Origin of the sequence: Paenibacillus sp. FSL R7-0189, from assembly GCF_037969925.1 — a bacterium.
Lineage (GTDB): Bacteria > Bacillota > Bacilli > Paenibacillales > Paenibacillaceae > Paenibacillus_AQ > Paenibacillus_AQ odorifer.
The window spans coordinates 6,521,170-6,545,746 of record NZ_CP150223.1 but is presented as its reverse complement, the minus strand read 5'-3'; the positions used below and the strand labels follow the sequence as shown (position 1 = coordinate 6,545,746).

Annotated in this window: 20 protein-coding genes; 19 read left to right on the top strand and 1 reads right to left on the bottom strand. The window is 46.1% G+C overall.

The annotated features are described in order from the left end of the window. Window positions 1-100 precede the first annotated feature (100 nt). The 5 genes from MKY63_RS28865 to MKY63_RS28845 all read left to right on the top strand — a co-directional run bounded on the left by MKY63_RS28865 (window position 101) and on the right by MKY63_RS28845 (window position 8,029). Window positions 101-2,920: a calcium-translocating P-type ATPase, SERCA-type gene (locus MKY63_RS28865; RefSeq protein ID WP_036686174.1), complete on the top strand. Its 2,820-nt coding sequence runs from the start codon at window positions 101-103 to the stop codon at window positions 2,918-2,920. A gap of 137 nt (window positions 2,921-3,057) precedes the next feature. After that, window positions 3,058-3,894, top strand: a complete 837-nt coding sequence (dapF, locus tag MKY63_RS28860; protein WP_038570307.1) for a diaminopimelate epimerase — start codon at window positions 3,058-3,060, stop codon at window positions 3,892-3,894. A 146-nt stretch (window positions 3,895-4,040) separates the two neighbouring features. Beyond that, entirely contained in the window at window positions 4,041-5,702 is a 1,662-nt protein-coding gene (locus tag MKY63_RS28855; RefSeq protein ID WP_063829831.1) for a spore germination protein, read from the top strand. Window positions 5,703-5,775: 73 nt separating this feature from the next. After that, a complete protein-coding gene (locus MKY63_RS28850; protein ID WP_051491443.1) occupies window positions 5,776-6,906 on the top strand; it encodes a Ger(x)C family spore germination protein in 1,131 nt (376 codons plus the stop codon). Between the two features lie 22 nt (window positions 6,907-6,928). Continuing rightward, the gene (locus MKY63_RS28845; protein WP_036686178.1) at window positions 6,929-8,029 is read left to right on the top strand and encodes a GerAB/ArcD/ProY family transporter; all 1,101 of its coding nucleotides are present in this window, start codon (window positions 6,929-6,931) and stop codon (window positions 8,027-8,029) included. Here the strand turns inward: MKY63_RS28845 and MKY63_RS28840 are convergent. Further along, entirely contained in the window at window positions 8,002-8,259 is a 258-nt protein-coding gene (locus tag MKY63_RS28840; RefSeq protein ID WP_036686181.1) for a hypothetical protein, read from the bottom strand. The two genes, MKY63_RS28845 and MKY63_RS28840, sit on opposite strands and share 28 nt — an antisense overlap. 184 nt (window positions 8,260-8,443) lie before the next feature. Here MKY63_RS28840 and MKY63_RS28835 point away from each other — a divergent pair, with 184 nt between their 5' ends. The 14 genes from MKY63_RS28835 (at window position 8,444) to rsgA (ending at window position 24,573) form a co-directional block, all read left to right on the top strand. Further along, the gene (locus MKY63_RS28835; RefSeq protein WP_076099571.1) at window positions 8,444-10,312 is read left to right on the top strand and encodes a bifunctional homocysteine S-methyltransferase/methylenetetrahydrofolate reductase; all 1,869 of its coding nucleotides are present in this window, start codon (window positions 8,444-8,446) and stop codon (window positions 10,310-10,312) included. A 38-nt stretch (window positions 10,313-10,350) separates the two neighbouring features. Continuing rightward, on the top strand, window positions 10,351-11,244 hold the full coding sequence (locus tag MKY63_RS28830; protein ID WP_036686185.1) for a YicC/YloC family endoribonuclease: 894 nt from the start codon (window positions 10,351-10,353) through the stop codon (window positions 11,242-11,244). Between the two features lie 48 nt (window positions 11,245-11,292). After that, on the top strand, window positions 11,293-11,553 hold the full coding sequence (locus MKY63_RS28825; RefSeq protein WP_006209218.1) for a DUF370 domain-containing protein: 261 nt from the start codon (window positions 11,293-11,295) through the stop codon (window positions 11,551-11,553). A gap of 19 nt (window positions 11,554-11,572) precedes the next feature. Then, entirely contained in the window at window positions 11,573-12,142 is a 570-nt protein-coding gene (gene gmk, locus MKY63_RS28820) for a guanylate kinase (protein ID WP_036686186.1), read from the top strand. 52 nt (window positions 12,143-12,194) lie between these two features. Continuing rightward, a complete protein-coding gene (gene rpoZ, locus MKY63_RS28815; protein WP_036686188.1) occupies window positions 12,195-12,395 on the top strand; it encodes a DNA-directed RNA polymerase subunit omega in 201 nt (66 codons plus the stop codon). Between the two features lie 216 nt (window positions 12,396-12,611). Then, a complete protein-coding gene (gene coaBC, locus MKY63_RS28810) occupies window positions 12,612-13,847 on the top strand; it encodes a bifunctional phosphopantothenoylcysteine decarboxylase/phosphopantothenate--cysteine ligase CoaBC (protein WP_036686190.1) in 1,236 nt (411 codons plus the stop codon). Beyond that, window positions 13,847-16,378 carry a primosomal protein N' gene (gene priA, locus MKY63_RS28805; protein ID WP_036686191.1) on the top strand — a complete coding sequence of 844 codons (2,532 nt, stop codon included), beginning with the start codon at window positions 13,847-13,849 and terminating at the stop codon, window positions 16,376-16,378. Before coaBC ends, priA begins: the two co-directional genes overlap by 1 nt. A gap of 85 nt (window positions 16,379-16,463) precedes the next feature. After that, window positions 16,464-16,943: a peptide deformylase gene (gene def, locus MKY63_RS28800; RefSeq protein ID WP_036686193.1), complete on the top strand. Its 480-nt coding sequence runs from the start codon at window positions 16,464-16,466 to the stop codon at window positions 16,941-16,943. Window positions 16,944-16,948: 5 nt separating this feature from the next. Further along, entirely contained in the window at window positions 16,949-17,884 is a 936-nt protein-coding gene (gene fmt, locus MKY63_RS28795) for a methionyl-tRNA formyltransferase (RefSeq protein WP_076099573.1), read from the top strand. A gap of 152 nt (window positions 17,885-18,036) precedes the next feature. After that, entirely contained in the window at window positions 18,037-19,353 is a 1,317-nt protein-coding gene (gene rsmB / locus MKY63_RS28790; protein WP_339813645.1) for a 16S rRNA (cytosine(967)-C(5))-methyltransferase RsmB, read from the top strand. A gap of 151 nt (window positions 19,354-19,504) precedes the next feature. After that, on the top strand, window positions 19,505-20,545 hold the full coding sequence (gene rlmN / locus MKY63_RS28785) for a 23S rRNA (adenine(2503)-C(2))-methyltransferase RlmN (RefSeq protein WP_036686196.1): 1,041 nt from the start codon (window positions 19,505-19,507) through the stop codon (window positions 20,543-20,545). 6 nt (window positions 20,546-20,551) lie between these two features. Then, window positions 20,552-21,325, top strand: coding sequence for a Stp1/IreP family PP2C-type Ser/Thr phosphatase (locus MKY63_RS28780; RefSeq protein WP_036686197.1), 774 nt, complete (start codon window positions 20,552-20,554; stop codon window positions 21,323-21,325). Continuing rightward, complete coding sequence (gene pknB, locus MKY63_RS28775) at window positions 21,325-23,571, top strand: Stk1 family PASTA domain-containing Ser/Thr kinase (RefSeq protein WP_036686199.1); 2,247 nt, start codon at window positions 21,325-21,327, stop codon at window positions 23,569-23,571. Before MKY63_RS28780 ends, pknB begins: the two co-directional genes overlap by 1 nt. Before the next feature lie 96 nt (window positions 23,572-23,667). Beyond that, window positions 23,668-24,573 carry a ribosome small subunit-dependent GTPase A gene (gene rsgA / locus MKY63_RS28770; protein ID WP_036686201.1) on the top strand — a complete coding sequence of 302 codons (906 nt, stop codon included), beginning with the start codon at window positions 23,668-23,670 and terminating at the stop codon, window positions 24,571-24,573. Window positions 24,574-24,577: the final 4 nt, after the last annotated feature.

Genomic DNA, 24,577 nt, shown 5'->3' with positions numbered 1-24,577 from the left:
GGTGATATTATTGGACGACCTTGAATACATTTGTCATGAACAGGTGGAAAAGCTGTGCGCCGCCGGAAGTAAAGAAACGACCGGGAGGGAAAGAAAAGTCATGGAACAAAACAGTTGGCACCGTCTCGGTGCAGAAGAGCTGCAGAAAATGTTCAATGTCCAGCCAAGGACGGGCCTCAGTGATGAGGAAGCCGCGGAGAGACGAAAGGAGAACGGGTACAACGAGCTGTCGGAAGGAAAGACAGTATCTCCGTTTACCCTGCTGTTGAACCAGTTCAAGGATTTCATGGTGCTTGTGCTCATGGGTGCAACGCTTGTATCCGGGTTGCTAGGCGAATACTTGGATGCCATCACGATCATCGCGATTATCCTACTGAATGGAGCGCTTGGATTTGTTCAGGAGTTTCGCGCCGAACGTTCGCTAAGAGCTTTAAAGCAACTCTCCGCACCTTCTGCCAAAGTGCTACGTGGAGGGAATAGCGAGATTATCCCAGCCAAGATGTTGGTGCCAGGTGATATTGTCTTGCTGGAGAGTGGAGATCGGATTCCTGCCGATGTACGTTGGTTGGAATGCAGTGCTCTATATGTGGAAGAATCCGCACTTACTGGGGAATCATTGCCTGTCTCGAAGCATTCGGAAGCGATCCGTGCAGAAGAGATTCCGCTTGGTGATCAGAAGAATTTAGGCTTCATGGGCACTATGGTGACCAGAGGAACAGGGCGAGCTGTTGTAATCCGTACCGGTATGAACACGGAAATGGGTAAGATAGCGGATCTAATCCAAAATACGGATTCTCAGGAAACACCTTTACAGCATCGGCTTGAGCAGCTAGGAAAGATTCTGATCTACGTATCTCTGGGATTGACAATTGTAGTTGTGGTAGCAGGTATTCTGCATGGACAGCCTGCCACCTCCATGTTCTTAGCTGGTGTGAGCTTGGCAGTTGCCGCGATTCCGGAAGGTCTCCCCGCTATTGTAACTATTGCGCTTGCGCTAGGCGTGCAGCGGATGATCAAACGCAAGGCTATCGTTCGTAAATTGCCGTCAGTGGAAACGTTGGGCTGTGCCTCGGTAATCTGTTCAGACAAGACAGGAACATTAACGCAAAATAAAATGACGGTGACCCGATTATGGACGGGTGGACGTGGTCTTGAGGTAACAGGTGAAGGGTATGCTCCAAATGGACAGGTTCTGGAGAAAGGCAAAGCAGTGGATCTAAAACATGATCAAAGCTTACGGCGGATGTTGCAGGTTGGCGCATTATGCAGCAACGCGGAAATTATTGAGACCTTCCAGTCTGAAGTGCGAGGCAAACGAAAAGGGAAGGATAAGGATGCTGTTCTTGAAAAGTCTGCAGACAACACTTCCGTTTGGGAACTGAAGGGCGACCCGACAGAAGGAGCGCTCGTGGCACTGTCAGGAAAGATGGGACTGACCGCTCAGACGCTTGCCGTAACCTACACTCGTGAACAGGAATTTCCGTTTGATTCTGAGCGGAAGCTGATGTCTGTGATCGTAGGCCATCCGGGAGGACGGATGGTATGTACCAAAGGTGCGCCCGATGTATTGCTGAATCGCTGCGCATATATGCTTTGGGAGGGCGGTGTTGTGCCTTGTACGCCAACTTTGCGGCAGAAGGTGCTTGATGCCAATGAGCAAATGGCTTCAGGAGCCCTTCGTGTGCTAGGTATGGCTTACCGGGATATGCGTCCAAATGAACATGTGAATAGTGAAAAGGATGCGGAGAATCAATTAGTCTTTATTGGCTTGGCAGGAATGATCGATCCGCCACGTCGTGAAGTCCGCGATGCCATCAGTGTCACACGCCGGGCAGGGATTAAGACGGTTATGATTACTGGTGATCATGGAACAACTGCCGAGGCAATTGCTCACCAGCTGGGAATTCTGCAGCGTGGTGGAACGGTGCTGACAGGCGCTCAGTTAACCCGGATGGATGATGATGAGCTGGATAAGATATCGGACAATGTGTTTGTATTCGCCCGCGTATCTCCAGAACATAAGCTTCGGATCGTTAAATCTCTACAACGTCACGGTCACGTAGTGGCTATGACCGGAGATGGAGTGAACGACGCTCCAGCCATTAAGGCTGCAGATATCGGGATATCCATGGGGATCACAGGTACAGATGTGACCAAGGAAGCATCGTCACTTGTTCTCGGGGATGATAACTTCTCAACGATTGTTGCTGCCATCGAAGAAGGCAGAAATATCTATGAGAATATTCGTAAATTCATTCGTTATCTGTTGGCATCCAATGTGGGAGAGATTCTGACTATGTTTTTTGCCATGATGCTGGGTCTGCCTTTACCACTCGTTCCGATCCAAATTCTTTGGGTCAATCTAGTGACGGACGGACTGCCAGCGATGGCACTTGGAGTGGATCAGCCCGAGAAGGATTTGATGGAGCATAAACCTCGTGGTGCGAAAGAAAATATTTTTGCCCGCCGCTTAGGCTGGAAAATTATAAGCCGTGGATTCTTGATTGGTTTATGTACGCTAGGAGCATTTTGGCTAACCTTACGTATAGCACCAGAGAATCCTGCACAATTGATTCGGGCACAGTCCGTTGCTTTTGCAACACTAGTTATGGCACAGTTGATCCATGTTTTCGATTGCCGCAGTTCGCGTTCAGTGTTCCACCGCAATCCGTTCCAGAATAAGTATCTAGTGCTTGCCGTGTTGTCATCAGTCTTACTGATGCTGGCCGTAATGTACGTGCCTGTGCTCCAGCCTGTCTTCAAAACAGTGCCGCTCAATTTCCGCGAATGGTGTCTGGTGTTTGTAACAGCGGGGATCCCGACCTTCTTGATGGGTGCCGGCAGTGTTTGGGGCGGCAAACGTAATCGTGGACGCAGCGGCAGTAATCCGATGATAAAAAGTACAAAAATTTCAGCATAAAGTCAATACTAATGCTCCATTCCTAAAGGTATACTTGTTGCAGTTAACCGCTCATATGCTTGCGAAATGCTCAATTACACAGAACTTTAAGCTTAAGCGAATGCTAACATAACATAACCTTTAGGAGTGGACTTTTAATGGAATTCACAAAAATGCACGGCCTCGGTAATGACTTCATCGTTGTTTTCGGCGAGCAAGAGCTGCCAAGTAATGCAGCGGAGCTTGCTGTAACCCTATGCAACCGGTTCTTTGGAATCGGTGCTGACGGACTGGTATATATCCTGCCTTCTGAGCGTGGCGATTTCAAGATGCGTATTATGAATTCTGATGGTTCGGAGGCGGAGCAGTGCGGAAATGCCATTCGCTGTGTCTCTAAATATGTATATGACCACGGACTGGTAAGCTCAGAGCAGATTGTAATAGAAACGATTGGTGCCGGAGAACAAAAGGTTACTTTAAACGTGAAAGACGGTGTTGTGGAGACTGTAACCGTAGATATGGGCGAACCTGTATTGTCCGGTCTGCAAATTCCAGTATCTATTGATGCAGAGCCAGTGCTCGCTCAGCCGATTGAAGCGGACGGAACCGAATTTAAGTTCACAGCGGTATCCATGGGAAATCCTCATTGCGTGATTTACGTAGAAGATGCAGTGAATTTTGATCTTGCCACATGGGGACCTAAGCTTGAGGTACATCCTTTATTCCCGAGAAAAGTAAACGTTGAATTCGCAACGGTACTGGATCGGGGCAGAGTGGATATGCGTGTCTGGGAACGTGGGGCAGGACCTACGCTTGCCTGTGGCACTGGAGCCTGCGCAACCCTTGTCTCCTCTGTGCTGAATGATCTTACAGACCGGGCAGCTTGGATTAGTCTAAAGGGCGGCGATCTCTATATTGAATGGAATGAAGAGGATAATCATGTGTATATGACTGGACCTGCTGAGGTCGTATTCACGGGCAGTGTAGCAATATAGAAAAATAATAAAAAGGCAGTCCAAGAGCGCATTCTTGGACTGCCTTTTTTGTGTTTCTAACCTGAGGTGACTTTAAGCAGCCGAATAATGGAAGGAGTAACCGAGAATAATACTACAAAGTTTATGAAAAAAAGGAGGGGAGCTTGTTGAACATCAACGGGTTAACTAAAAAAAATAAATCCGGTAAGGGACAGCAAGCTGACCCGGCAGGTCCAGGTTCTGGAGTGAGATTAACCATTTATCTGGAGCAGACGCTAAACAATATCATAACCGAGCTGGGAGATAGTCCGGATCTTAGAATCCGCCAGGTAAAGCTTGGTGAGGAATCCGTTGTTGAGGCTGCTGCGGTACATCTTAATGGTCTAGCTAAGACAGAAACCGTTAATCAATTTGTAATGGGTTCATTGCTCTCCATTACGGATGAGATGCTCAAGGAAAGCAATACTGCAGCAAATAATCTGAATGACCTCATCTTAAACCGTGCCCTGGAAATAGGTGAAGCGCAGCTGCAGGAGGATTGGAACGAGGTGCTGCTCGGAATTCTTTCTGGGAAGACACTGATTCTCATTGAAGGTTATGACAGTGGCATCATGTGTGAGACTGAAGGAGGGGAAGCACGTTCTGTCACTGAACCCTCCACTCAGCTAGTTGTGCGTGGTCCAAAGGATAGCTTTGTTGAATCTTTGGCTACGAATGTCTCATTAATACGCAGAAGAATAAGATCACCCAAACTAAGACTCGAGCATGTGAAGATCGGGTCGGTAACTCAGACCGATGTGGCTTTAATGTACATCAAGGATACTGCGGACGAGAAGCTGGTTGAAGAAGTTAGAAAACGGCTGCAGCAGATTAATGTAGATGCCATCATGGAATCCGGTTATATCGAAGAGCTGATTCAGGATAAGACCTTTACCCCTTTTCCAACCATCAATAACAGCGAGCGGCCAGACGTTGCTGCAACGAATCTGTTAGAAGGGAGGGTAGTGATTGTCGTAGATGGCACCCCCTTTGTATTGATTTTGCCTGCGGTTTTCACTCTTTTTTTTCAGTCAGCTTCGGATTATGCGCAAAGGTTCGATATTGCTATTCTGATGCGAATTATTCGGTATATCAGTTTTATCGTGCTTATTCTAGGGCCTTCCGTGTATATAGCTTTGACGACGTTTCATTATGAGATGATCCCTACGACTTTGCTGATCAACCTTTTATCGCAACGGGAAAATGTGCCTTTCCCCGCTTTTGTCGAAGCTATTCTAATGGAAGGTGCGTTTGAGATCATCCGGGAAGCGGGAGTAAGAATGCCGCGTGCAGTTGGGCAGACCGTATCTGTAGTAGGTGCTCTGATTCTTGGTCAGGCCGTGGTAGAGGCTGGAATTATTACGCCCGTTATGGTGATTGTGGTCGCGTTGACCGGGATTGCGAGCTTTGCCATTCCAGCGTATAACATGGCGATTGCGGGCAGAATTATCCGTTTTGGTTTTTTGATATTGGCCGGTATGTTTGGTTTTTACGGGATTACTTTAGGTTTAATCGTACTGGTTGCACATATGAACAGTCTGCGTTCTTTTGGCGTTCCTTATTTGTCTCCAATAGTGCCTTTGTCATCCAGAGGTCAGAAGGATGCCGTCTTAAGGCTGCCTTTGTGGGCGCTTGGCACAGCAGAACCAGCTCCTGCTACTGCGCAGCAAGGGAACATTTCAGAAGGGAAGGAGATCACAACCGGACATGAACAGAACCTATCTCCAAAAATTCTTGATAAGACTAAAGGGACACAGCCGCATAAGAAAGGAAAGCAAGATTCTGAGTAAATGCAATTTTTTCTTAGCAGGACTTTTACCTTGCGTATTGATCTGTCTTAGTCTCACAGGCTGCTGGGATAGTGTGGAATTAAACAGAAGAGCCATCGTTTCCGGTGTGTCCATAGATAGAGGACCTACAGAAGAAGAGAAATATGTATTATCCTTTCAGGTTATCGTTGCTGACGAAATCTCTGGGAAGAACGCTAGAGGAACTTCACCTGTTTCGGTTTATAAAGGTAGCGGCCGCACTATGTTTGAAGCATTAGCTAATGCCTCGCGTCAGACTGCACGTTTTTTGTCTTTAGGACATATTAGGGTGGTCATCATTTCCGAGAAGTTCGCTCAAGAAGGCATCAAGGATATCATGGATGTGCTGGAAAGGGAAAGCGAAACCCGGCTGACAAGCCTGATTTTTATTTCCAAGGGACAGCCTGCAAGTGAATGTATGACGACTATGACCGTGTTCGGAAGGATTCCAGCCAATGATTTGGTGGAGAAGCTGCAGACAACCTCTAAACAATTCGGATATAACTATCGGATGGAAGTGGATGATATTATCCGGGGGATTCAGGTTCCGGGTGGGGGGCCTGTGATCAATGGCGTGCTAGTGACTGGAGATTTGGACCAGAGGGAGAGCAACGATAATTTAAAGAACTTAAGTCCGAAGACCATAATAAAGGTTACCGGTCTTGCAGCTTTTAAAGAAGACAAGCTTAAAGGATGGCTGCTCGGCGAAGAGGCGATCGGTACCGTTCTACTTAAGAATAAAATATCTCAGATGCCGGTATTGGTCTCGATAGGGGAGAAGGACTATATATCGTTTAATGTGTATTTATCACAGGTACATATCCATGCGGATGCGAAAGATATAGAGCATCCTATCTTCACGGTTAATGTCACTCAGCAGGCTGGATTAAAGGAATCGCCCAATGGCTTGGATCTAACAGATCCAACAGTGTTAAACGATCTTTCGAAGCTTTTGGAAAAGAATATTCAAGAACAGATCCGCGCTGCCATAGCAACTGCCCGTTCATTAAAAAGTGATTATCTAGGTTTCGGTGAAGCAGTAGAAAGAGCTAATCCACGTGGCTGGAAACAAGTAAAAGATCATTGGGAGAGTATATTTGAAACCTGCCAGATTAATATCGAGGCTGATGCTGTGATCAGGCATACGGATATGCGAAGTGATTCCTTTCAATCCAAGAATAAGTAATGACAATAAAGGAGGGACAGCTATGGGAAAGATAAAAATAGGACTACTCCAATTTTTCACGTTGACTTTGTTGTTTGAGCTGGGAACAGCGCTGGTAGTGAATCTTGGGATGGAGTCTGGTAAAGATGCGTGGATTTCCATACTCCTCGGAAATTTGATCGGTTTGATTGTATTTTCGGGGTACACTTATTTGTACAGAAAGTTTCCGGATCTCCCCTTAACGGCTTATACCCGCAAGCTATTGGGAAAATCCTTAGGTACGGTGATTTCCGTTCTCTACATTACCCTATTCCTCAATTTAGCGGGTCGTGATTTACGGGATGGCAGTTCCATGCTGGTTATGGCTACTATGCACCGCACACCTTTGTTTATTATTTCAACGTTGATGATCTTATCTTCTGCGTATGTTTTGCATAAAGGAGTAGAGGTATTATCCCGAACTTCATTGGTATTCGCAACTCTTGTAATGCTGATAGGAATATTTTGCTCGATCATGCTGATGTTATCGGGCTCAATTAATTTGAATCGATTACTTCCTATTTTTGAGAATGGGTTCCAGCCTGTGATTGATTCTGTTATTCGCCAGAACTATATGTTCCCTTTTGGTGAAATGATTTGTTTTACCATGCTGATGCCCTATCTGAACAATGTTAAAAAAGGTCCTTGGGTCATCGCCGCGGGGATATTTGTTTCAGGTTTGCTCTTAAGTCTGACTATGATGCTGAATATTTCCGTGCTTGGCACAGATATAGTGAAACGGTCACCCCTCCCTCTGATGCCCACGATTAGCAAGATTTCAATCTCCGATTTTATTCAACGTGTGGATATTCTAATTGTTATGGTGCTGATTATCGGCGTTTTTTTCAAAATGTCTGTGTTTTTTGCGGCCGCACTTATAGGAATTTCGGAATTGTTCAAGATTCCTTACCGGAGAATGGTCTATCCCTGTGCTCTGATCATTCTGTTCAGCTCGATGTTGAATGCGCGGAGCTTTACTGAACATATTAATGAGGGGGGGAGATTGTTATATACGATTTTCCCCTTCTTTATGGTGTTGATCCCTGTAATTCTTATCATCGTTGCGGCGATAAGAAGTCATCTTTCCCCGCCACGTTCTGGTTGATGTCCTGTTTTCCAGTAATAGATATCGGGGATGAACAAGCAGAGCAGCAAAATACAAGCAGTAGCTTTCTCAGAGGCGGTATAGAATAGATAGTTAAGGATATACCCGACGTTACCCAGCCCATAGCCATACAGCCAATCTAGCAAATAAATATACAGCAAGCAGAGAGTGGCTAGCAGTAAAGTTACAGCGTATTTTCGGATCAGAAACTTTCTTGTTTTTTTCTTCAAAGTATTCTCTCCTTTATGGAAATAACGGCATTAACGTTAGTATGAAGCTTTTTACATATGAACATGCATGGTGATATTTTGGTCTAAATGCTTTTCTTTTGTAAAGCTTATCATCCATACCGATTTATGTTACATTAGTATGAAACTAAAGTTAGAAACTAATGTGGCAGGGGAGGATCTTGTTGTGAAGCCGGATTTACGTTCCGCATGGGGAAATAAAGTATTAGTCGGAGACGGAGCGATGGGGACCTACTTATATCAGAAGGGTTTCCCGGTCGGCATTTCCTATGAAGAATTAAATTTGACCTCTCCGGGGGTAATCGAAGATGTTCATCGCAGCTATATTGAGGCAGGGGCAGTGCTGCTGGAAAGCAACACCTTCTCGGCGAACTATGACAGGCTGTCCAAATATGGTCTAGAATCCAAGGTTGAGGAAATAAATCGAGCCGGGGTTAGAATCGCTCGCCAGGCTGCTGGAGATCATGGGTATGTATTAGGAGCTGTAGGATCTATTCGTGCGGGCAAACGTGCGAATCTCTCTTCCACAGAGCTGAAAAAATATTTTACACAGCAGATTGCTGCATTGCTAGAAGAGGACGTAGATGGCATTATGCTGGAAACCTTTTACGATGTTGAGGAACTGCATTTAGCTCTAAGAACGCTCCGCAAGATCAGCTCGCTTCCTGTAGTTTGCCAATTAGCTGTCGATGAAACGGCACGCACATTAGATGGATTAACTTTGCCAGAAGCCTTTCGTATTCTGGAAGGCGATGGCGCTGATGTTATCGGATTTAACTGTAACACAGGCCCGAACGGAATGAAGCGAGCGCTCAAAGCTGTACAAGGGAATCTGGTTCTGCCAGCCTCTGTGTATCCAAATGCGGGTGTGGCGGATTATGTAGACGGAGAATACCGGTACGGGGCTTCACCAGAATATTTTGGCCAAATGGCACAGACTTTCGCGGAGATGGGCTGCCGGATAATCGGTGGTTGCTGTGGTACAACTCCGCAGCATATCGCAGAAATCTCCTCTGCACTGAAGAATTATGTACCGCAACCGCTTCCTAAACCGTTGCCACCTGCAGTGGAGCGTGTATCGCTGCAAGAGAATTTTGGCGATGAGGATAGAGATGGTAGAGAGCCGAACCTGGTTGATCTGGTAAAGGAACGACATACGGTTATTGTTGAGCTTGATCCACCTCGTGAATTGGATATTGCAAAGTTTATGCAGGGCGCAGAAGTTTTGAGAAGAGCAGGCGCGGATGCGCTGACACTCGCCGACAACTCCCTGGCTGTCACACGGATGAGCAACATGGCTTTGGGACATTTGGTGCACGCTAAAACTGGACTTCGTCCGCTAGTGCATATTGCTTGCCGGGATCGTAATTTGATTGGTACTCAATCCCATTTGATGGGTTTTGATGCGCTTGGAATTGATCATGTGCTGGCTGTAACAGGTGATCCTGCGAAATTTGGAGATCTTCCCGGCTCAAGCTCGGTTTATGATTTAACCTCTTTTGAGATTATTAGAATGATCAAGCAGCTGAATGACGGGATTTCCTTCTCAGGTAAACCTTTGAAACAGAAAGCGAATTTTGTAATCGGAGCTGCATTTAACCCGAATGTTAAACATTTGGATAAGGCAGTGCAACGTCTGGAGAAGAAAATTGCCTCTGGTGCCGACTATATTATGACCCAGCCTGTCTATGATCAGGAACTTATCGTGAAGATAGCTGAGGCAACAGCACATCTGGAAATCCCCGTATTCATTGGTGTTATGCCACTGGCAAGCGGACGTAATGCAGAGTTTCTACATAATGAGGTTCCCGGTATTCAGCTTACGGACGATGTCCGCAACCGCATGAAGGGACTTGAAGGGGAAGCTGGAAGAGCAGAAGGTGTCGCTATCGCTAAGGAACTGTTAGATGTTGCTACTGCCCATTTTAATGGAATCTATCTGATGACTCCGTTCATGTTCTATGATATGAGCGCACAGCTAATGGAGTATGTGTGGGAGAAATCAGGACGCAAATTGTCCCCCTTGTTTCGCTAGTAATAATCAATTACAATAGTGTAATGGATGTGATTCCGTTGTCATTTAGCATGACCGGATACGGTCAATCGTCCCTGCAATTCGGCGGCTACAAGATTATGTTCGAAGTGAAATCGGTGAATCACCGGTACTGCGAAGTTGTACTGCGGATGCCCCGGGATTGGACGGGTTATGAGGATGTGTTGAGAAGAAAGGTTCAACAGCACATCAAACGGGGAAGAATAGATGTTACCATCAATAGAGAGCACGATGAGTCGACTGTTAGACCGGTTCTGAATCACTCTGCTGTAATGACTTATTTAAAGGCAGCAGAGCAGCTTAAGAACGAATATGGTTTGACTGGTGAGTTGACTTTACGTGATATACTTTCTATACCCGGTATTATGGACAGCAAAGACGAGGCTGCGGGTGCCGTGTCTGCGACATTAGAAGACTACTCCGAAGTATTGGAGGCGGGACTTGAGCAGTGTTTGCAGTCTCTGCTGGAGATGCGCGCCCGTGAAGGCAGTTATCTAGCCGCAGATATTGAACAGCGCCTGAACCATCTTGAGAACATGCATGCTGAAATGGTTGAACTTGCACCTGTCGTAATCATTGAATATCGTGAGAAACTTCGACATCGATTGAATGAACTAAATGATGGGACGTTCGCTTTTGATGAGCATAAATTCGGGATGGAGATCGCTATTTTTGCAGATCGCTGTAATATTGATGAAGAGTTGACCCGGTTGTATAGTCATTTCGAGCAATGCAGAGCCCTCCTGAAGGGGAAAGGACCGGTAGGACGCAAACTGGATTTTCTCATTCAGGAGATGAACCGTGAGACGAATACAATCGGATCGAAATGCAATCATCTAACTCTCGTGGGTCTTGTGCTAGATATGAAAGCAGAACTGGAGAAGATTCGAGAACAAGCTGCGAACATAGAGTAATCGGGAATAGGTAATAGCATAGAACTTTATGGGGGGAACTACCGGAACATGGCAATCAAACTTATTAACATTGGCTTTGGAAATATTGTGTCTGCCAACCGCATTATTTCTATCGTCAGTCCGGAATCTGCACCAATCAAACGTATTATCCAGGAGGCACGTGATCGGCATATGTTGATCGACGCCACCTATGGCCGACGGACTCGTGCCGTAATCATTACAGATAGTGATCATGTCATCCTATCGGCTGTACAGCCGGAGACTGTGGCGCATCGCTTATCCAGTAAAGATGACGACAACGACGAATAACAACTAAATGGAGTGTATTATGTCAAAAGGATTGCTCATCATATTATCCGGACCTTCCGGCGTGGGTAAAGGTACTGTTTGTACTGCACTACGTCCGAAGATGCCCGAACTTGTCTACTCAGTTTCTGCTACTACTCGCAGTCCGCGTGCGGGTGAGGAAGATGGCGTCAACTATTTTTTCAAAAGCAAAGAGGAATTTATGACAATGATCGAAGCCGATCAATTGCTTGAATACGCGGAGTACGTAGGTAATTATTACGGTACTCCCCGTGATTTTGTAGAGAGAACTCTCAATAGCGGCAAAGACATTATTCTCGAAATTGAGGTTCAAGGAGCTCTCAAAGTCAAAGAGAAATTTCCTGAAGGGATTTTTGTGTTCCTTCTTCCTCCATCCATGGACGAGTTGAAGGACCGCATTCGCGGACGGGGTACTGAGCATCCAGATGTGATCGATCACCGCATGACTGTAGCGGAAGATGAGATCAACTTAATGCAGCATTATGATTATGCTGTAGTGAATGATGAGATTGATCTGGCTTGTAAGAGAATAGAAAGCATTATTATCGCCGAACATTGTAAAGTCAGATAATTTATGCTGAAGGTCAAATGGTATTAACAGTAAACTATGAAGAGGTGTCCCAGTGCTATATCCATCCATTGATGAAATGATGACTAAGGTTGACAGTAAGTATTCGCTCGTTGTCGCTGCTGCACGTCGTGCTAGACAATTGCGTGAGGGTGGCAAGACAGATGTGAAGAATCCTAGATCGCATAAATTTGTTGGTGTTGCTCTTGAGGAAATTTACGAAGATCGCATTACTCTAACCCGCGGTGAAGAGTAGTCTCAAGCATAAGGAATAATGACCTATTGTAGAAACGGATGCCGCCTATTTGTTTTGAGGCGCTGCCGTTTCTTCTTGGGTTATGGAGCATTTACGGGTCTTAAATTTATGATGAAAGCCCAGAACCGGGCTCTTTATGACAACCGGAAGGTTGTTATTTTTTTCTCGTCGTAAAGATAGCCATTCGTTGTAAGAGTAGGGAACAGGGGGGAGATCATGTTGAAGAGCTTGAAGGGGAAGACTATTTTACTTGGGATCACAGGAGGAATTGCTGCTTATAAAGCGGCGTCCTTGACCAGTAAGCTTGTCCAAAAAGGAGCCGAGGTTCATGTCATTATGACAGCTTCGGCGAAGCAGTTCATTACAGAATTAACTCTACAGTCACTATCGAAGCAACGAGTATATAGCGATACATTCCAGGAGAGAGATCCATCCTCCATTTCACATATTGATCTGGCAGATGCTGCGGATCTTGTGCTGGTAGCACCCGCAACCGCAAATATAATTGCCAAAATGGCACACGGGATCGCCGATGATATGTTATCTACTACACTGCTTGCTACTACGGCTCCTATTATGGTTGCACCAGCTATGAATGTTCATATGTATCAGCATCCAGCTGTACTTAATAATTTGAATATTCTCGCTAGCCGAGGCATTCAGTTTATTGAGCCTGGTGAAGGACTGCTGGCATGTGGATACGTTGGCAAAGGTCGGCTAGAAGAGCCAGAGGCTATTGTGAGTGTGGTTGAGAATTTTTTTGCACACCAAGCTAGCGTCGCATCCAAACCTCTTGCGGGTAAAAAAATCGTCATCACAGCGGGTGGAACGGTAGAACGGATTGATCCAGTGCGTTATATCTCCAATGATTCATCCGGTAAAATGGGCTTCGCGCTAGCACGTGCTGCACGTGCAATGGGTGCTGAGGTAACGTTGATTGCTGCGCGTACAGATGAGGCTCCTCCACAGGAACCAGAGATTTCAGTCATTCGTGTTCAATCTGCACAGGAAATGTATGAAGCAGTTACCGCACTGTGGGACAGCTGCGACATTATGATCAAGGCGGCTGCTGTATCGGATTACCGTCCGAAGCATAGTGAGCCTTCCAAGATTAAAAAAAGCGGAGAGACGATGACGCTTGAGCTTGTGAAGACAACGGATATTCTGGAAACACTCGGTAAGACCAAAAACAAGCAGTTTTTGGTCGGCTTTGCTGCGGAAACGGGCAATACGGAATTTTATGCTAAGGACAAGCTGGTCCGCAAAAACTGCGATCTCATCGTTGCTAACAATGTAGCGGCTGCAGGAGCCGGATTTGGAGCGGATACGAATATCGTTTCGATATATGATGTGAATGGATTGGTGCTTGAATTGCCACAATTGTCAAAGGATGAGGTAGCTCGTCGTTTGCTGACGCTCGTGGCAGAGCGAATTACTGGAGCTTCATTATAATGGATATCGCCAAGGTCATTGTGGATGTGCCTGTACGCAGCACTGACCGGCCATTTGATTATAGTATTCCAGAATCCCTGAAGTTATGGATTGAAGTGGGCAGTCGGGTAGCCGTTCCGTTTGGGCACCGGACAGTCCAAGGTTTTGTAGTATCTTTAGAATCAGGCGAGACCCTAGTGAGTCCTAGCCTGAAGCCTATTCAAGAAGTGTTGGATTTGCTTCCGCCTTTATCTCCTGAATTAGTTGAGCTTGCGGACTGGATGAGTAAAAGATATGCATGTAGACGAATTTCAGCACTGCAGGCGATGTTGCCCACCGCTCTAAAAGGGAAGGCAGAACGGCTGATTTCACTTGGAGATGTGCAGGAAGAGACAGCATTTCCAGAGGATGAATTGTTCCCAATGTTTGCCGACACAGGGGATGAGGAACGACTAATCACAGAATTTATTGGACGTAGTGGCGAAGTTTCCATGAAGCAGCTTACTCGTGCATTTCCTGAGGCTGCTGAGACGGTGAAGTTCATGCTGCGGCGTGGAGTACTTATAGAGAGTCAATCCATTAAGGATAAAATGGGCAAGAAAAAGCTCAAGGCAGTCGATCTGGCGATAGGTGTCACTGCTGCCCGTGAGGCTTTGAACAAATTCCCAAAAAAATCCGCACGCCAGAAGGAAGTTCTGAGCTTTTTAGTTGATATGGAAGCTACACTCCCCATGGCTCTTAAAGAAGTTTTGTCTGCACTCCAAGTAACGGCAAGTACTGTAAAGGCCTTGGAGGAAAAAGGTTTTATCGAGATCAGTGAAATTGAAGTCTATCGCGATCCTTATCAAGGACGAGATTTTAAACCTACCACACCTCTACCGCTTACTGCGGAACAAGAGGTCGTATATACAAGAATTTCTCGAACCTTAGAGGAGCAGCTTCACGAAGTATTTCTGCTTCATGGAGTTACGGGTAGTGGTAAGACAGAGATCTATTTGCAATGTATTAAACGCTGTTTAGATCAGGGCAGACAGGCTGTTGTTCTTGTGCCAGAGATTGCTTTAACACCACAAATGGTGGAGCGGTTTAAGGGGCGGTTCGGCAGCGGTGTCGCGGTTATGCATAGCCGGCTGTCTGTTGGTGAGCGATACGATGAGTGGCGTAAAATCCGTGAAGGAAAGGCCACAGTCGCTGTAGGCGCAAGATCGGCCGTGTTTGCTCCTTTCTCCAACCTAGGGTTGATTATTATGGATGAAGAACATGAGACCTCTTATAAACAGGAGGAGAATCCGAAATATCATGCCCGTGATGCTGCTATTCGTAGAGCGGAACAGTGTGGGGCAGCTGTGATTCTAGGTTCTGCTACGCCTTCGCTGGAAAGCTATCATGCTGCAAGATCGCAGAGTGATATTCACTTTTCACCGGTACTGCTAGAGATGCCTACCCGTGCACTTGGAAATGAACTTCCAAAGGTGAACGTAGTAGACATGCGGGAAGAGCTTAAAGAAGGCAACCGTTCGATGTTCAGCCGAAAGCTTCATTCAGCACTGGAAGAGAGGCTGGAACGCGGAGAACAGACGGTGCTGCTGCTTAACCGTAGAGGTTTCTCAACCTTTGTCATGTGTCGTAGCTGTGGTTACGTAGCCGGTTGTCCAGAATGTGATATCTCACTAACGTATCATAGCCGTAGTGACAATTTGCGTTGTCATTATTGCGGACATGCTGAACCAGCACCTAAGCTTTGTCCGGAGTGTGGTAGTGAGCATATCCGGTTTTTCGGAACGGGTACACAGCGGGTGGAGGAAGAGCTTGGTAAGCTATTCCCAGGCATACGAGTGATTCGTATGGATGTGGACACAACAACAGAAAAGGGCTCGCATGAGAAGCTGCTGAACCAATTTAGAGACAAAAAAGCGGATGTTCTCCTGGGCACTCAGATGGTAGCAAAGGGACTGGATTTTCCAGATGTCACTCTTGTTGGTGTAATCACAGCAGATTCAGCTTTGAACCTGCCCGATTTTCGCGCAGCAGAGAAGACATTCCAATTGCTTACACAAGTTGCAGGCAGAGCAGGCCGGCACCAGCTTCCAGGCGAAGTGGTCGTTCAGTCCTATACGCCAGAGCATTATTCTATTATTCATGCCAGCGGACATGACTATCTCTCTTTTGTACGTGAAGAGCTGAAGCATCGCAGAGGCCTCCATTATCCGCCATATTGCAGACTCATTCTGGTCACATTGTCTCATGAACAGCTGCCGCTTCTACTGCGGATGGCAGAGAATTATGCTCTGAATCTTCAGGGAAAGGCCAGACAGCTAAGGTGGTATGGAAGTCTCGATAAGCTAACCAGCGATGTGTTAGATCTGTTGGGTCCTGTGGCATCACCTATCCCTCGATTAAAGGGTAGATATAGATTCCAGTGTATGATAAAATGGCGCGGCGCCATCGATGTGATTGGACTTGTCCGCCAAGTGGCTGAAGAGTTAGAGGATTCTGTGCGGGATACCGGTCTTCAGATCAGCATTGATGTGGATCCGCAGATGTTGATGTAAATCCGTATCATGTTACAATGTAAAAAAAGAGCTTTATCAATTGACTTTAAATATAGAAATGTTCAGAACGGGAAGGTGTTTTGTAATGGCTATACGTTTGATCGTTAAAGAACCGGATGAAGTATTGCACAAAAAAGCTAAAGAAGTAGCTGTAGTTACTCCTAATGTTAAAAAATTGCTGGATGATATGGCACATACGATGTATGACGCTGAAGGAGTAGGGCTGGCGGCACCCCAAGTCGGAATTTTGAAACGTTTAATTGTGGTGGATGCGGATGAAGAGCATGGATTGATCAAAATGATTAACCCTGAAATCATCAGCATGGAAGGTGAACAGCTAGGACCAGAAGGATGCCTTAGTATTCCTGGCTTGAATGGTGATGTACGCCGTGCGGAGACTGTAACTGTTCGTGGCCTTAACCGTGAGGGAAAAGAGATTACGATAACCGGCAGTGGTTTACTTGCCCGGGCTTTTCAGCATGAGATTGACCATTTGAATGGAGTTCTGTTTACAGATATCGCTGAAAAAGTGTACGAGATGACTGCTAACGAGACTGAGGAGTGAGGAATATGAAGATTGTTTTCATGGGAACTCCAGCCTTTGCGGTGCCAAGCTTGCAAATGCTGGTAGATGAAGGCTATGAAGTTGTAGCTGTCATCACCCAACCGGATCGTCCGCAGGGGAGAAAAAAAATCTTGGCTCCTTCACCAGTTAAGGAAGCCGCATTAGCTCTCGGATTACCTGTGCTTCAGCCTGAACGCATGCGTCGTCCTGAGGCAGTCGCTGAGCTGGCTGCGTATGAGCCGGATTTGATCGTCACGGCTGCTTATGGTCAAATTTTGCCTAAAGCTGTGTTGGACTTACCGCGGAATGGTTGTGTGAATGTACACGGTTCGTTGCTTCCTAAATATCGGGGAGGTGCTCCGATTCAGCGCAGTATCATCAATGGTGAGAAAGTGACCGGCGTTACTTTGATGTATATGGCTGAGGGGCTGGATACCGGTGACATGATCTCTCGTGTCGAAGTGGCTATTGAGGATGAGGATACCTCTGGAACTCTTTTTGAGAAGCTGAGCCTGGCTGGACGAGATCTGTTAAAGTCTGAAATGCCACGTTTAGTAAGCGGAAAAGTTCAAGCTGTTCAGCAAGACGATAGTGAGGCAACTTATGCCCCTAACCTTAATCGCGAGGATGAACGCTTGGATTGGAACGCTAGCTCACGTGACAACTATAATCGAATTCGTGGATTAGTTCCTTTTTCCGGCGCATTTACGCTCTGGAATGGTGAGACCTTTAAAGCTTGGGCTTCTAAGCTGCCTGAAGCGCAGAAAGCAAGCGATAGTGCTCCAGGAACGGTGCTTTCTGTAACTGAACGAGGTGTCGAAGTGAAAACAGGTGACGGAAGTCTGCTGCTGACAACGGTTCAACCTGCTGGCAAAAAAGCAATGAGTGCGGCCGATTTTAGCCGTGGTGCTGTTATGAAGCTAGGGACGGTGTTAGGTTGAGCGGCGGTGGAAATGGTGTTGGCCGATCAGCAGTAAATCCTAGCGCTGGTAAGAGACAGGGGAATAACTCTAAAGCAGTTGGCAACAACGGCAGAGCTGGCAACAAGGGTAAGGTTACCCCTGCTTCTGCCCGGGAAATCGCGCTTGATATAATGGTTAAAGTTGAGCAGCAAGGTGCTTATAGCAATTTGCTGCTCAACAGCAGTCTACAGAAGGCAACGCTTAGCAGAGAAGATGCCGGATTGGTCACAGAACTTGTCTATGGCTCTATTTCGCGGATGAACACCCTGGATTATGTGCTTGAAGGATTTGTTAGTAAAGGGATAGCCAAACTGCAGCCATGGGTCCGTAATTTACTGCGGTTTAGTTTATATCAAATTATGTATCTCGATCGTATACCGTCCCATGCAGCTGTAAATGAGGCTGTTAATATAGCGAAGAAAAAAGGCCACCAGGGAATCTCAGGGATGGTTAACGGCGTGCTGCGCAGTGTATTGCGTGCTGGTGATCTGCCAGTTCTGCCTGAGGGACTAAGTCAAGCGCAGCGGATATCGATATTATATTCACATCCGTTGTGGTTAGTGGAACGTTGGATTACCGAGTACGGTGCCGACACGGCGGAAGCTATTTGTGCATCAAACAATGAGCCGCCTGCGGTCAGTGTACGCGTGAATACAACGATGATCAGTCGTGAAGCTCTGCTGAACCAGATGATTGAACAAGGTCTGCAAGCTTCAGCATCTGATGTTAGTCCCTATGGCATTGTTGTGAAAGGCGGCGGAAACCTGGCACTCACCTCCTGGTATCGTGATGGATATATCTCCGTTCAGGATGAGAGTTCTATGCTTGTAGCTGAAGCGGTAGCTCCGGAGCCTGGCATGAGAGTGCTTGACTGTTGCGCTGCTCCTGGGGGCAAAACAGCACATATGGGCGAGCTCATGAAAGATGAAGGATCGATTTATGCTAATGATCTGCATTTGCATAAAGCGAAATTGATCTCAGATCAAGCAGAACGTTTAGGTCTTGATTGTGTATCTACAGGCAGTGCAGACGCGCTGGAGCTGGAGCACACGTTAGAGCATCAATCCTTTGATAGAATTCTTCTCGACGCACCTTGCTCTGGACTCGGCGTAATTCGCCGTAAGCCAGACCTCAAATGGCGTAAGCAGCCGGAAGATGTGGCTAGTGTAGCATCATTGCAGCGGGAGTTGCTGCAGTCGGTCTCTAAACTGTTGAAACCGGGTGGCATTCTGGTATATAGTACCTGTACGACTGAACAAGCGGAAAATAGTGAAGTAGTAGCTGACTTTTTGAAGCAGAATCCTGATTTCACCGCAGTGACCTTTGCTTCACCATTGTGGGACAGGCTGGAGGGTACCGCGCTGGCTGAGGGTGATGGAATTCAACTGCTGCCCCATCATTATGGGAGCGACGGGTTCTATATTTCTAAGCTCCAGAGAGTCTTGTAATATAGCAAATTTTCTGACAATTGTAGTATCCTCCGCCCGCCGGGCTACCGTACGGCGGGCGTTTTCTTTTACCGTCTCTGAAATTTGTGTTAAAATAGGAAGAATGAGAAATAATACGCATATCCTTATGAAAGAACAGGTGTAGATAATAATGAAACCTTTAATATATGATTTTTCTTTAGAAGAGTTACAACAGTGGGCGAAAGACAATGGTGAGCCTGCTTTTCGTGGTGGACAAATTTTTGATTGGCTGTATGTAAAACGTGTGAATGACTTCGAAGCAATGAGCAATTTGTCCAAAGGGCTTCGCCAGAAGCTGAATGAACAATTCTCTATTGCAGCATTAACTGAAATTACTAAAATGGAATCTAAAGATGGAACTGTAAAATTCCTGTTTGGATTGCATGACGATCATGCTATCGAAACAGTTATCATGAAACATAATTATGGCAATAGCGTTTGCGTAACAACCCAAGTAGGATGCCGAATCGGCTGTACTTTCTGTGCTTCCACACTCGGTGGATTAAAACGGGATTTGACAGCGGGAGAAATTGTAGCTCAGGTTGTACGTTCCCAACAAATCCTGGATGCGCGCGGCGAACGTGTCAGCAGCATTGTTATCATGGGTACTGGTGAACCGTTTGAGAACTATGATGCAACAATGAGATTCCTGCGTCTTATGATTCATGAGAAGGGCTTAAATATCGGACAACGGCATATTACTGTTTCCACCAGCGGTATTGTACCGAGCATTTATAAATTTGCAGAAGAAGATACCCAGATTAATCTGGCGATTTCGATTCATGCGCCTAACGACGCCTTGCGTTCAAAGCTAATGCCTGTTAACCGCCGTTTTCCGTTTGATGATGTAATTGAATCATTGCGTTATTATCAAGCTAAGACGGGACGACGTGTCAGCTTTGAGTATGCCTTGATCGGCGGGGTAAATGACCAACCGGAGCATGCTGAGGAATTGGCTGGGGTGCTTAAGAGCATGCTGTGCCACGTCAATTTGATTCCGGTAAACCATGTGCCTGAGCGAAAATATGTACGTACTTCACGCAATGATATCTTTGAGTTTCAACGTATTTTGGCTGATAACGGGGTGAATGTTACTATTCGCCGTGAGCAAGGCCATGATATCGCGGCCGCATGCGGACAGCTGCGTGCCAAACATATGGAGTTGGGGTGAGGATATTTGATCAGAACAGTTCATGCCAGCGATATTGGCCGAGTGCGCGCTGTCAATGAGGATTCGGTCTGGATCGGCGCGACGCGCCACGGTTATACACTCGGTATTATTGCCGATGGGATGGGTGGACATCAGGCTGGTGAAACCGCAAGCAGGCTCGCTTTGGAGACAATGAGGAATAACCTAGACGGGTTAGAGTCTGGCCTTCAAGACGAAGCTCTGCGTGATGCGTTGTCAGCTGCTATTTTGGAAGCTAACAGCACTGTGTTCAGGGAGGCTTCCGGTGACGATAAGTATCATAATATGGGTACTACTGTCGTTGCTGTTCTTTTGAATGGATCAAACGGATATATTGGCCATATCGGAGACAGCAGAGCCTATTTAATAAAAGACAGTGCGGCAGTTCAACTAACCGAGGATCATACGCTAGTCAATGAGCTGTTCAAGAACGGTCAGATCAGTGTGGAGGAATTGGATAATCATCCGCGTCGTAATGTGCTGACGAGGGCACTTGGAACAGATGCTGAGGTTGAAGTTGATATGGCGCCTATAGCTCTGCTACCTGGGGAAATTTTGCTTCTATGCAGCGATGGTTTAAGCAACTTTGTCACAAATGAGCATTTAGGCAAAGTAGCAGGTATACATGAGATATCGTTAGAGGAAAGAGCGGACCGTTTACTTCAGCTGGCACTGCTCGCCGGCGGTGGCGATAATATTAGCGTCGCTTTGTTAGAACATCATGGAGAGGCCGCTGTGCCCGAAACAAAGGAGTGGGATTGATGATCGGTCACGAATTGGGCGGCCGTTACCAAGTCATCGAACGGATCGGCGGAGGTGGAATGGCGCTCGTCTATAGAGCACATGACATTCTTTTAAACCGAAATGTCGCCATCAAAGTATTGCGCAATCAGTTTGTGCATGACGAGGAATTTATTCGCCGTTTTAGGCGTGAGGCGCAATCTGCCGCATCTTTGTCTCATCCGAATGTCGTCAGCATATACGATGTAGGACAAGAAGACGAAATTCATTACATTGTCATGGAGTATATTGAGGGTCAGAATCTTAATGAAATTATAAAAGAACGAGCGCCATTACAGGTTGATGAATCCGTACGGATCGCTTCACAAATCTGTGATGCCCTAGATCATGCGCATCAGAATCAAATTATTCATCGTGATATAAAACCACATAATATCCTGATCGGACGCAACGGCCGGGTGAAAGTAACCGACTTTGGGATTGCCCGCGCAGTTACGTCAACAACCATTACACAGACCGGTTCTGTGGTTGGTTCAGTACATTATTTCTCGCCAGAGCATGCCAAAGGTGTCTCTACAGGAGAAAAGTCTGACTTGTATTCATTAGGTATTGTACTTTATCAAATGCTTACCGGAAGCCTGCCCTTCTTGGGAGAGAGTCCGATTAGTGTAGCTTTAAAACATCTGCAAGAAGAGTTTGAAGAGCCAAAACTTCTGAATCCACTCATTCCGCAAAGCGTTGAGAATGTAATTCTGAGATCAATGCGTAAAAATCCGGAGGAGCGGTACGACTCTGCCAAAGAAATGTTGCAGGATTTGGAAACATGCTTATTGCCGGAGCGCCGCAGTGAGGCGAAGATTCTGTTCAACGATGAAGAAGATGAGGATCGTACGCGGGTTATCCCGGCGATAAAACCGATTCAAAGAAGCAATGGTAATCGTAATCATCGTGAGGAACGGATGGTTCGTGATGAAGATGATGAACCGGTGCCTTCAAGCAAAGGTAAAAAACAATGGGCAAAACCCACATTATGGATTGGGCTTACCTTGCTGTTGCTGTTGGCTATGGCCAGTCTCGTATGGTACGTTAAATCACAGCTAGTTGTTCCTGAGGTTTCCGTTCCTTATGTAGTAGGTAAACAGATAGAACAAGCACAAACTGAGCTTGAGGATTTGGGGCTTGAGGTTGCTGATCCTATTCTGTATGACTACAGTCCGAATTTTGAAGAGAATGTGGTCATTAAGCAAAGTAGGGAAAAGGATGCCAAAGTGAAAAAAGGAGCGTCCCTAATACTCACTGTGAATACGGCTAAGCCACTACCCAAGATGCCAGATGTAGTTAACAAGAGCTTTGATGATGCGGTTAAAGCATTGATGGCGCTGGGTGTAGCCCAGGACCGGATTGATAATAAACCTCTCTATGACGAAAATACAGATGAAGGTCTCATTGTAAAATCTGACCCTGCATTAAATACAGAATTCGATCCTGAGACGGTTCAAATCACCCTTTACGTTAGTAAAGGAGAAGAAAGTGTACTGTTGCCAGATCTCATCGGTAAGACGGAGAGTGAGGCAAAGGCGCTGCTGGAAGGTGCCAAGCTTGTTCTTGGAGAAGTTAAACAAGAATCCAGCTTCAGCATTGAAGAAGGTAAAGTAACAAAGACTTGGGCATTTGATAAGGGGACAGGTACTTCTGTTCCACCTGGAACAGCGATTACGATTTACTTAAGTACAGGTTATCCACCTGAAGCCCTGAATTATACCTTTAATGTGCCAGTCGCTCCTGCTCAGGATGGAAAAAAGAGCAAGATTCGTATCGAATTCGTGGATGCGCGCAATAATGGAGAGAAGCAGGATTGGGGAACACGTACCATTGGAAAGAGCCAAGTGTTATCTGTGAATCTAGTATTGGCTCCTAATAAAGATGGTTCAGTTATTGTTACCCGTGACGGTGTACTTTTGGATACTTATGTCATTCCTTATATCGATGCTAAGAACGGAACCGTTCAGGAGCCTGAACCACCAGTTATAGCAACACCACAGCCAACTCCAACACCTTCTGCTGAACCTACGCCTACAATTGAACCTACGATTGAACCGGAGATCTTGCCAGGTTCAGGTTCAGAGAATGACGGAGGGAATAACGGGGCGGTGAATCAGACAGGGTTCGTAAACAATAGTTCTATAAATAGTGAATCGACTAATAATGGCAATAATAAGCACAACAATAAAGGCAAGGATAAATCTAAAGATAAAAACAACAACTAAACAGGGTTTAACCTGAATGGTTGGCGTAGCGAAATGACCCGAGGATATCAGACTTGGGTCATTTTCGCAAAATCAGGAGAGGAAGGCTCACTATGTATGCCTGAAGGTATAATTGTTAAGGCGTTAAGCGGTTATTATTATGTGAAACCGCTCCGCGAAGGATTAATTGCGACTGAAGAGCATTCTGTTCAATGCAGAGGCCGAGGAATTCTCAAGAAAAAAGGGATCGCTCCGCTAGTTGGAGATCGGGTTATTTATATACTTACTGAGCATGGAGAAGGAATGGTGGATGAACTTCTACCTAGAGAATCTGAACTGATTCGTCCACCTGTAGCGAATGTTAAGCTCGCAGTCCTTTTATTCTCCGTTCGAGAGCCCGATATGAACCTGAATCTGTTGGACAAGTTTCTAGTTCATATTGAGCATTCGGGTCTGGAACCCCTAATTGTTCTGACTAAACAGGATTTGGCGGATGATGATGGTGAAGCTACTCGTTATGTTAAAGAACTTTATGAGGATATCGGATATGAAGTGATGGTCACAAGTTCACTTACTGGTGCCGGAAGCGATGAGCTAAGACAACGGCTTACTGGTGGTATTAGCGTTTTTGCGGGTCAATCGGGGGTTGGTAAGTCCACCTTATTGAATCGTATTGTTCCAGGGCTTAAACTGGAGACTGGAGAGATCAGTTTACGATTGGGACGTGGTCGCCATACGACCCGTCATGTGGAGCTGATGGATATTGGTGGTGGAGGTTTTGTTGCAGATACCCCAGGTTTTAGTCAGCTTGATTTCTTAGAGCTTGGTGTAGAAGAGCTGTCCACTTGTTTTCGTGAATTTGCTCAATATGCATCCGATTGTAAGTTCCGGGGCTGCAGTCATCAGCATGAACCAGGCTGCCGTGTAATAGAGGCTTGGAAAGCAGGGAAAATTGCGGATAGTCGCTATGATCATTACAAACTGTTTTTTAATGAAATGAAAGATAAAAAGCGGAGGTACTAACATC

Excerpts from the sequence above, each read along its gene's own strand:
- MKY63_RS28865 (WP_036686174.1), top strand. The coding sequence starts at position 101 with ATGGAACAAAACAGTTGGCACCGTCTCGGTGCAGAAGAGCTGCAGAAA.
- dapF (WP_038570307.1), top strand. The coding sequence starts at position 3,058 with ATGGAATTCACAAAAATGCACGGCCTCGGTAATGACTTCATCGTTGTT.
- MKY63_RS28845 (WP_036686178.1), top strand. The coding sequence starts at position 6,929 with ATGGGAAAGATAAAAATAGGACTACTCCAATTTTTCACGTTGACTTTG.
- MKY63_RS28825 (WP_006209218.1), top strand. The coding sequence starts at position 11,293 with ATGGCAATCAAACTTATTAACATTGGCTTTGGAAATATTGTGTCTGCC.
- gmk (WP_036686186.1), top strand. The coding sequence starts at position 11,573 with ATGTCAAAAGGATTGCTCATCATATTATCCGGACCTTCCGGCGTGGGT.
- coaBC (WP_036686190.1), top strand. The coding sequence starts at position 12,612 with ATGTTGAAGAGCTTGAAGGGGAAGACTATTTTACTTGGGATCACAGGA.
- priA (WP_036686191.1), top strand. The coding sequence starts at position 13,847 with ATGGATATCGCCAAGGTCATTGTGGATGTGCCTGTACGCAGCACTGAC.
- def (WP_036686193.1), top strand. The coding sequence starts at position 16,464 with ATGGCTATACGTTTGATCGTTAAAGAACCGGATGAAGTATTGCACAAA.
- fmt (WP_076099573.1), top strand. The coding sequence starts at position 16,949 with ATGAAGATTGTTTTCATGGGAACTCCAGCCTTTGCGGTGCCAAGCTTG.
- rsmB (WP_339813645.1), top strand. The coding sequence starts at position 18,037 with ATGGTTAAAGTTGAGCAGCAAGGTGCTTATAGCAATTTGCTGCTCAAC.
- rlmN (WP_036686196.1), top strand. The coding sequence starts at position 19,505 with ATGAAACCTTTAATATATGATTTTTCTTTAGAAGAGTTACAACAGTGG.
- pknB (WP_036686199.1), top strand. The coding sequence starts at position 21,325 with ATGATCGGTCACGAATTGGGCGGCCGTTACCAAGTCATCGAACGGATC.
- rsgA (WP_036686201.1), top strand. The coding sequence starts at position 23,668 with ATGCCTGAAGGTATAATTGTTAAGGCGTTAAGCGGTTATTATTATGTG.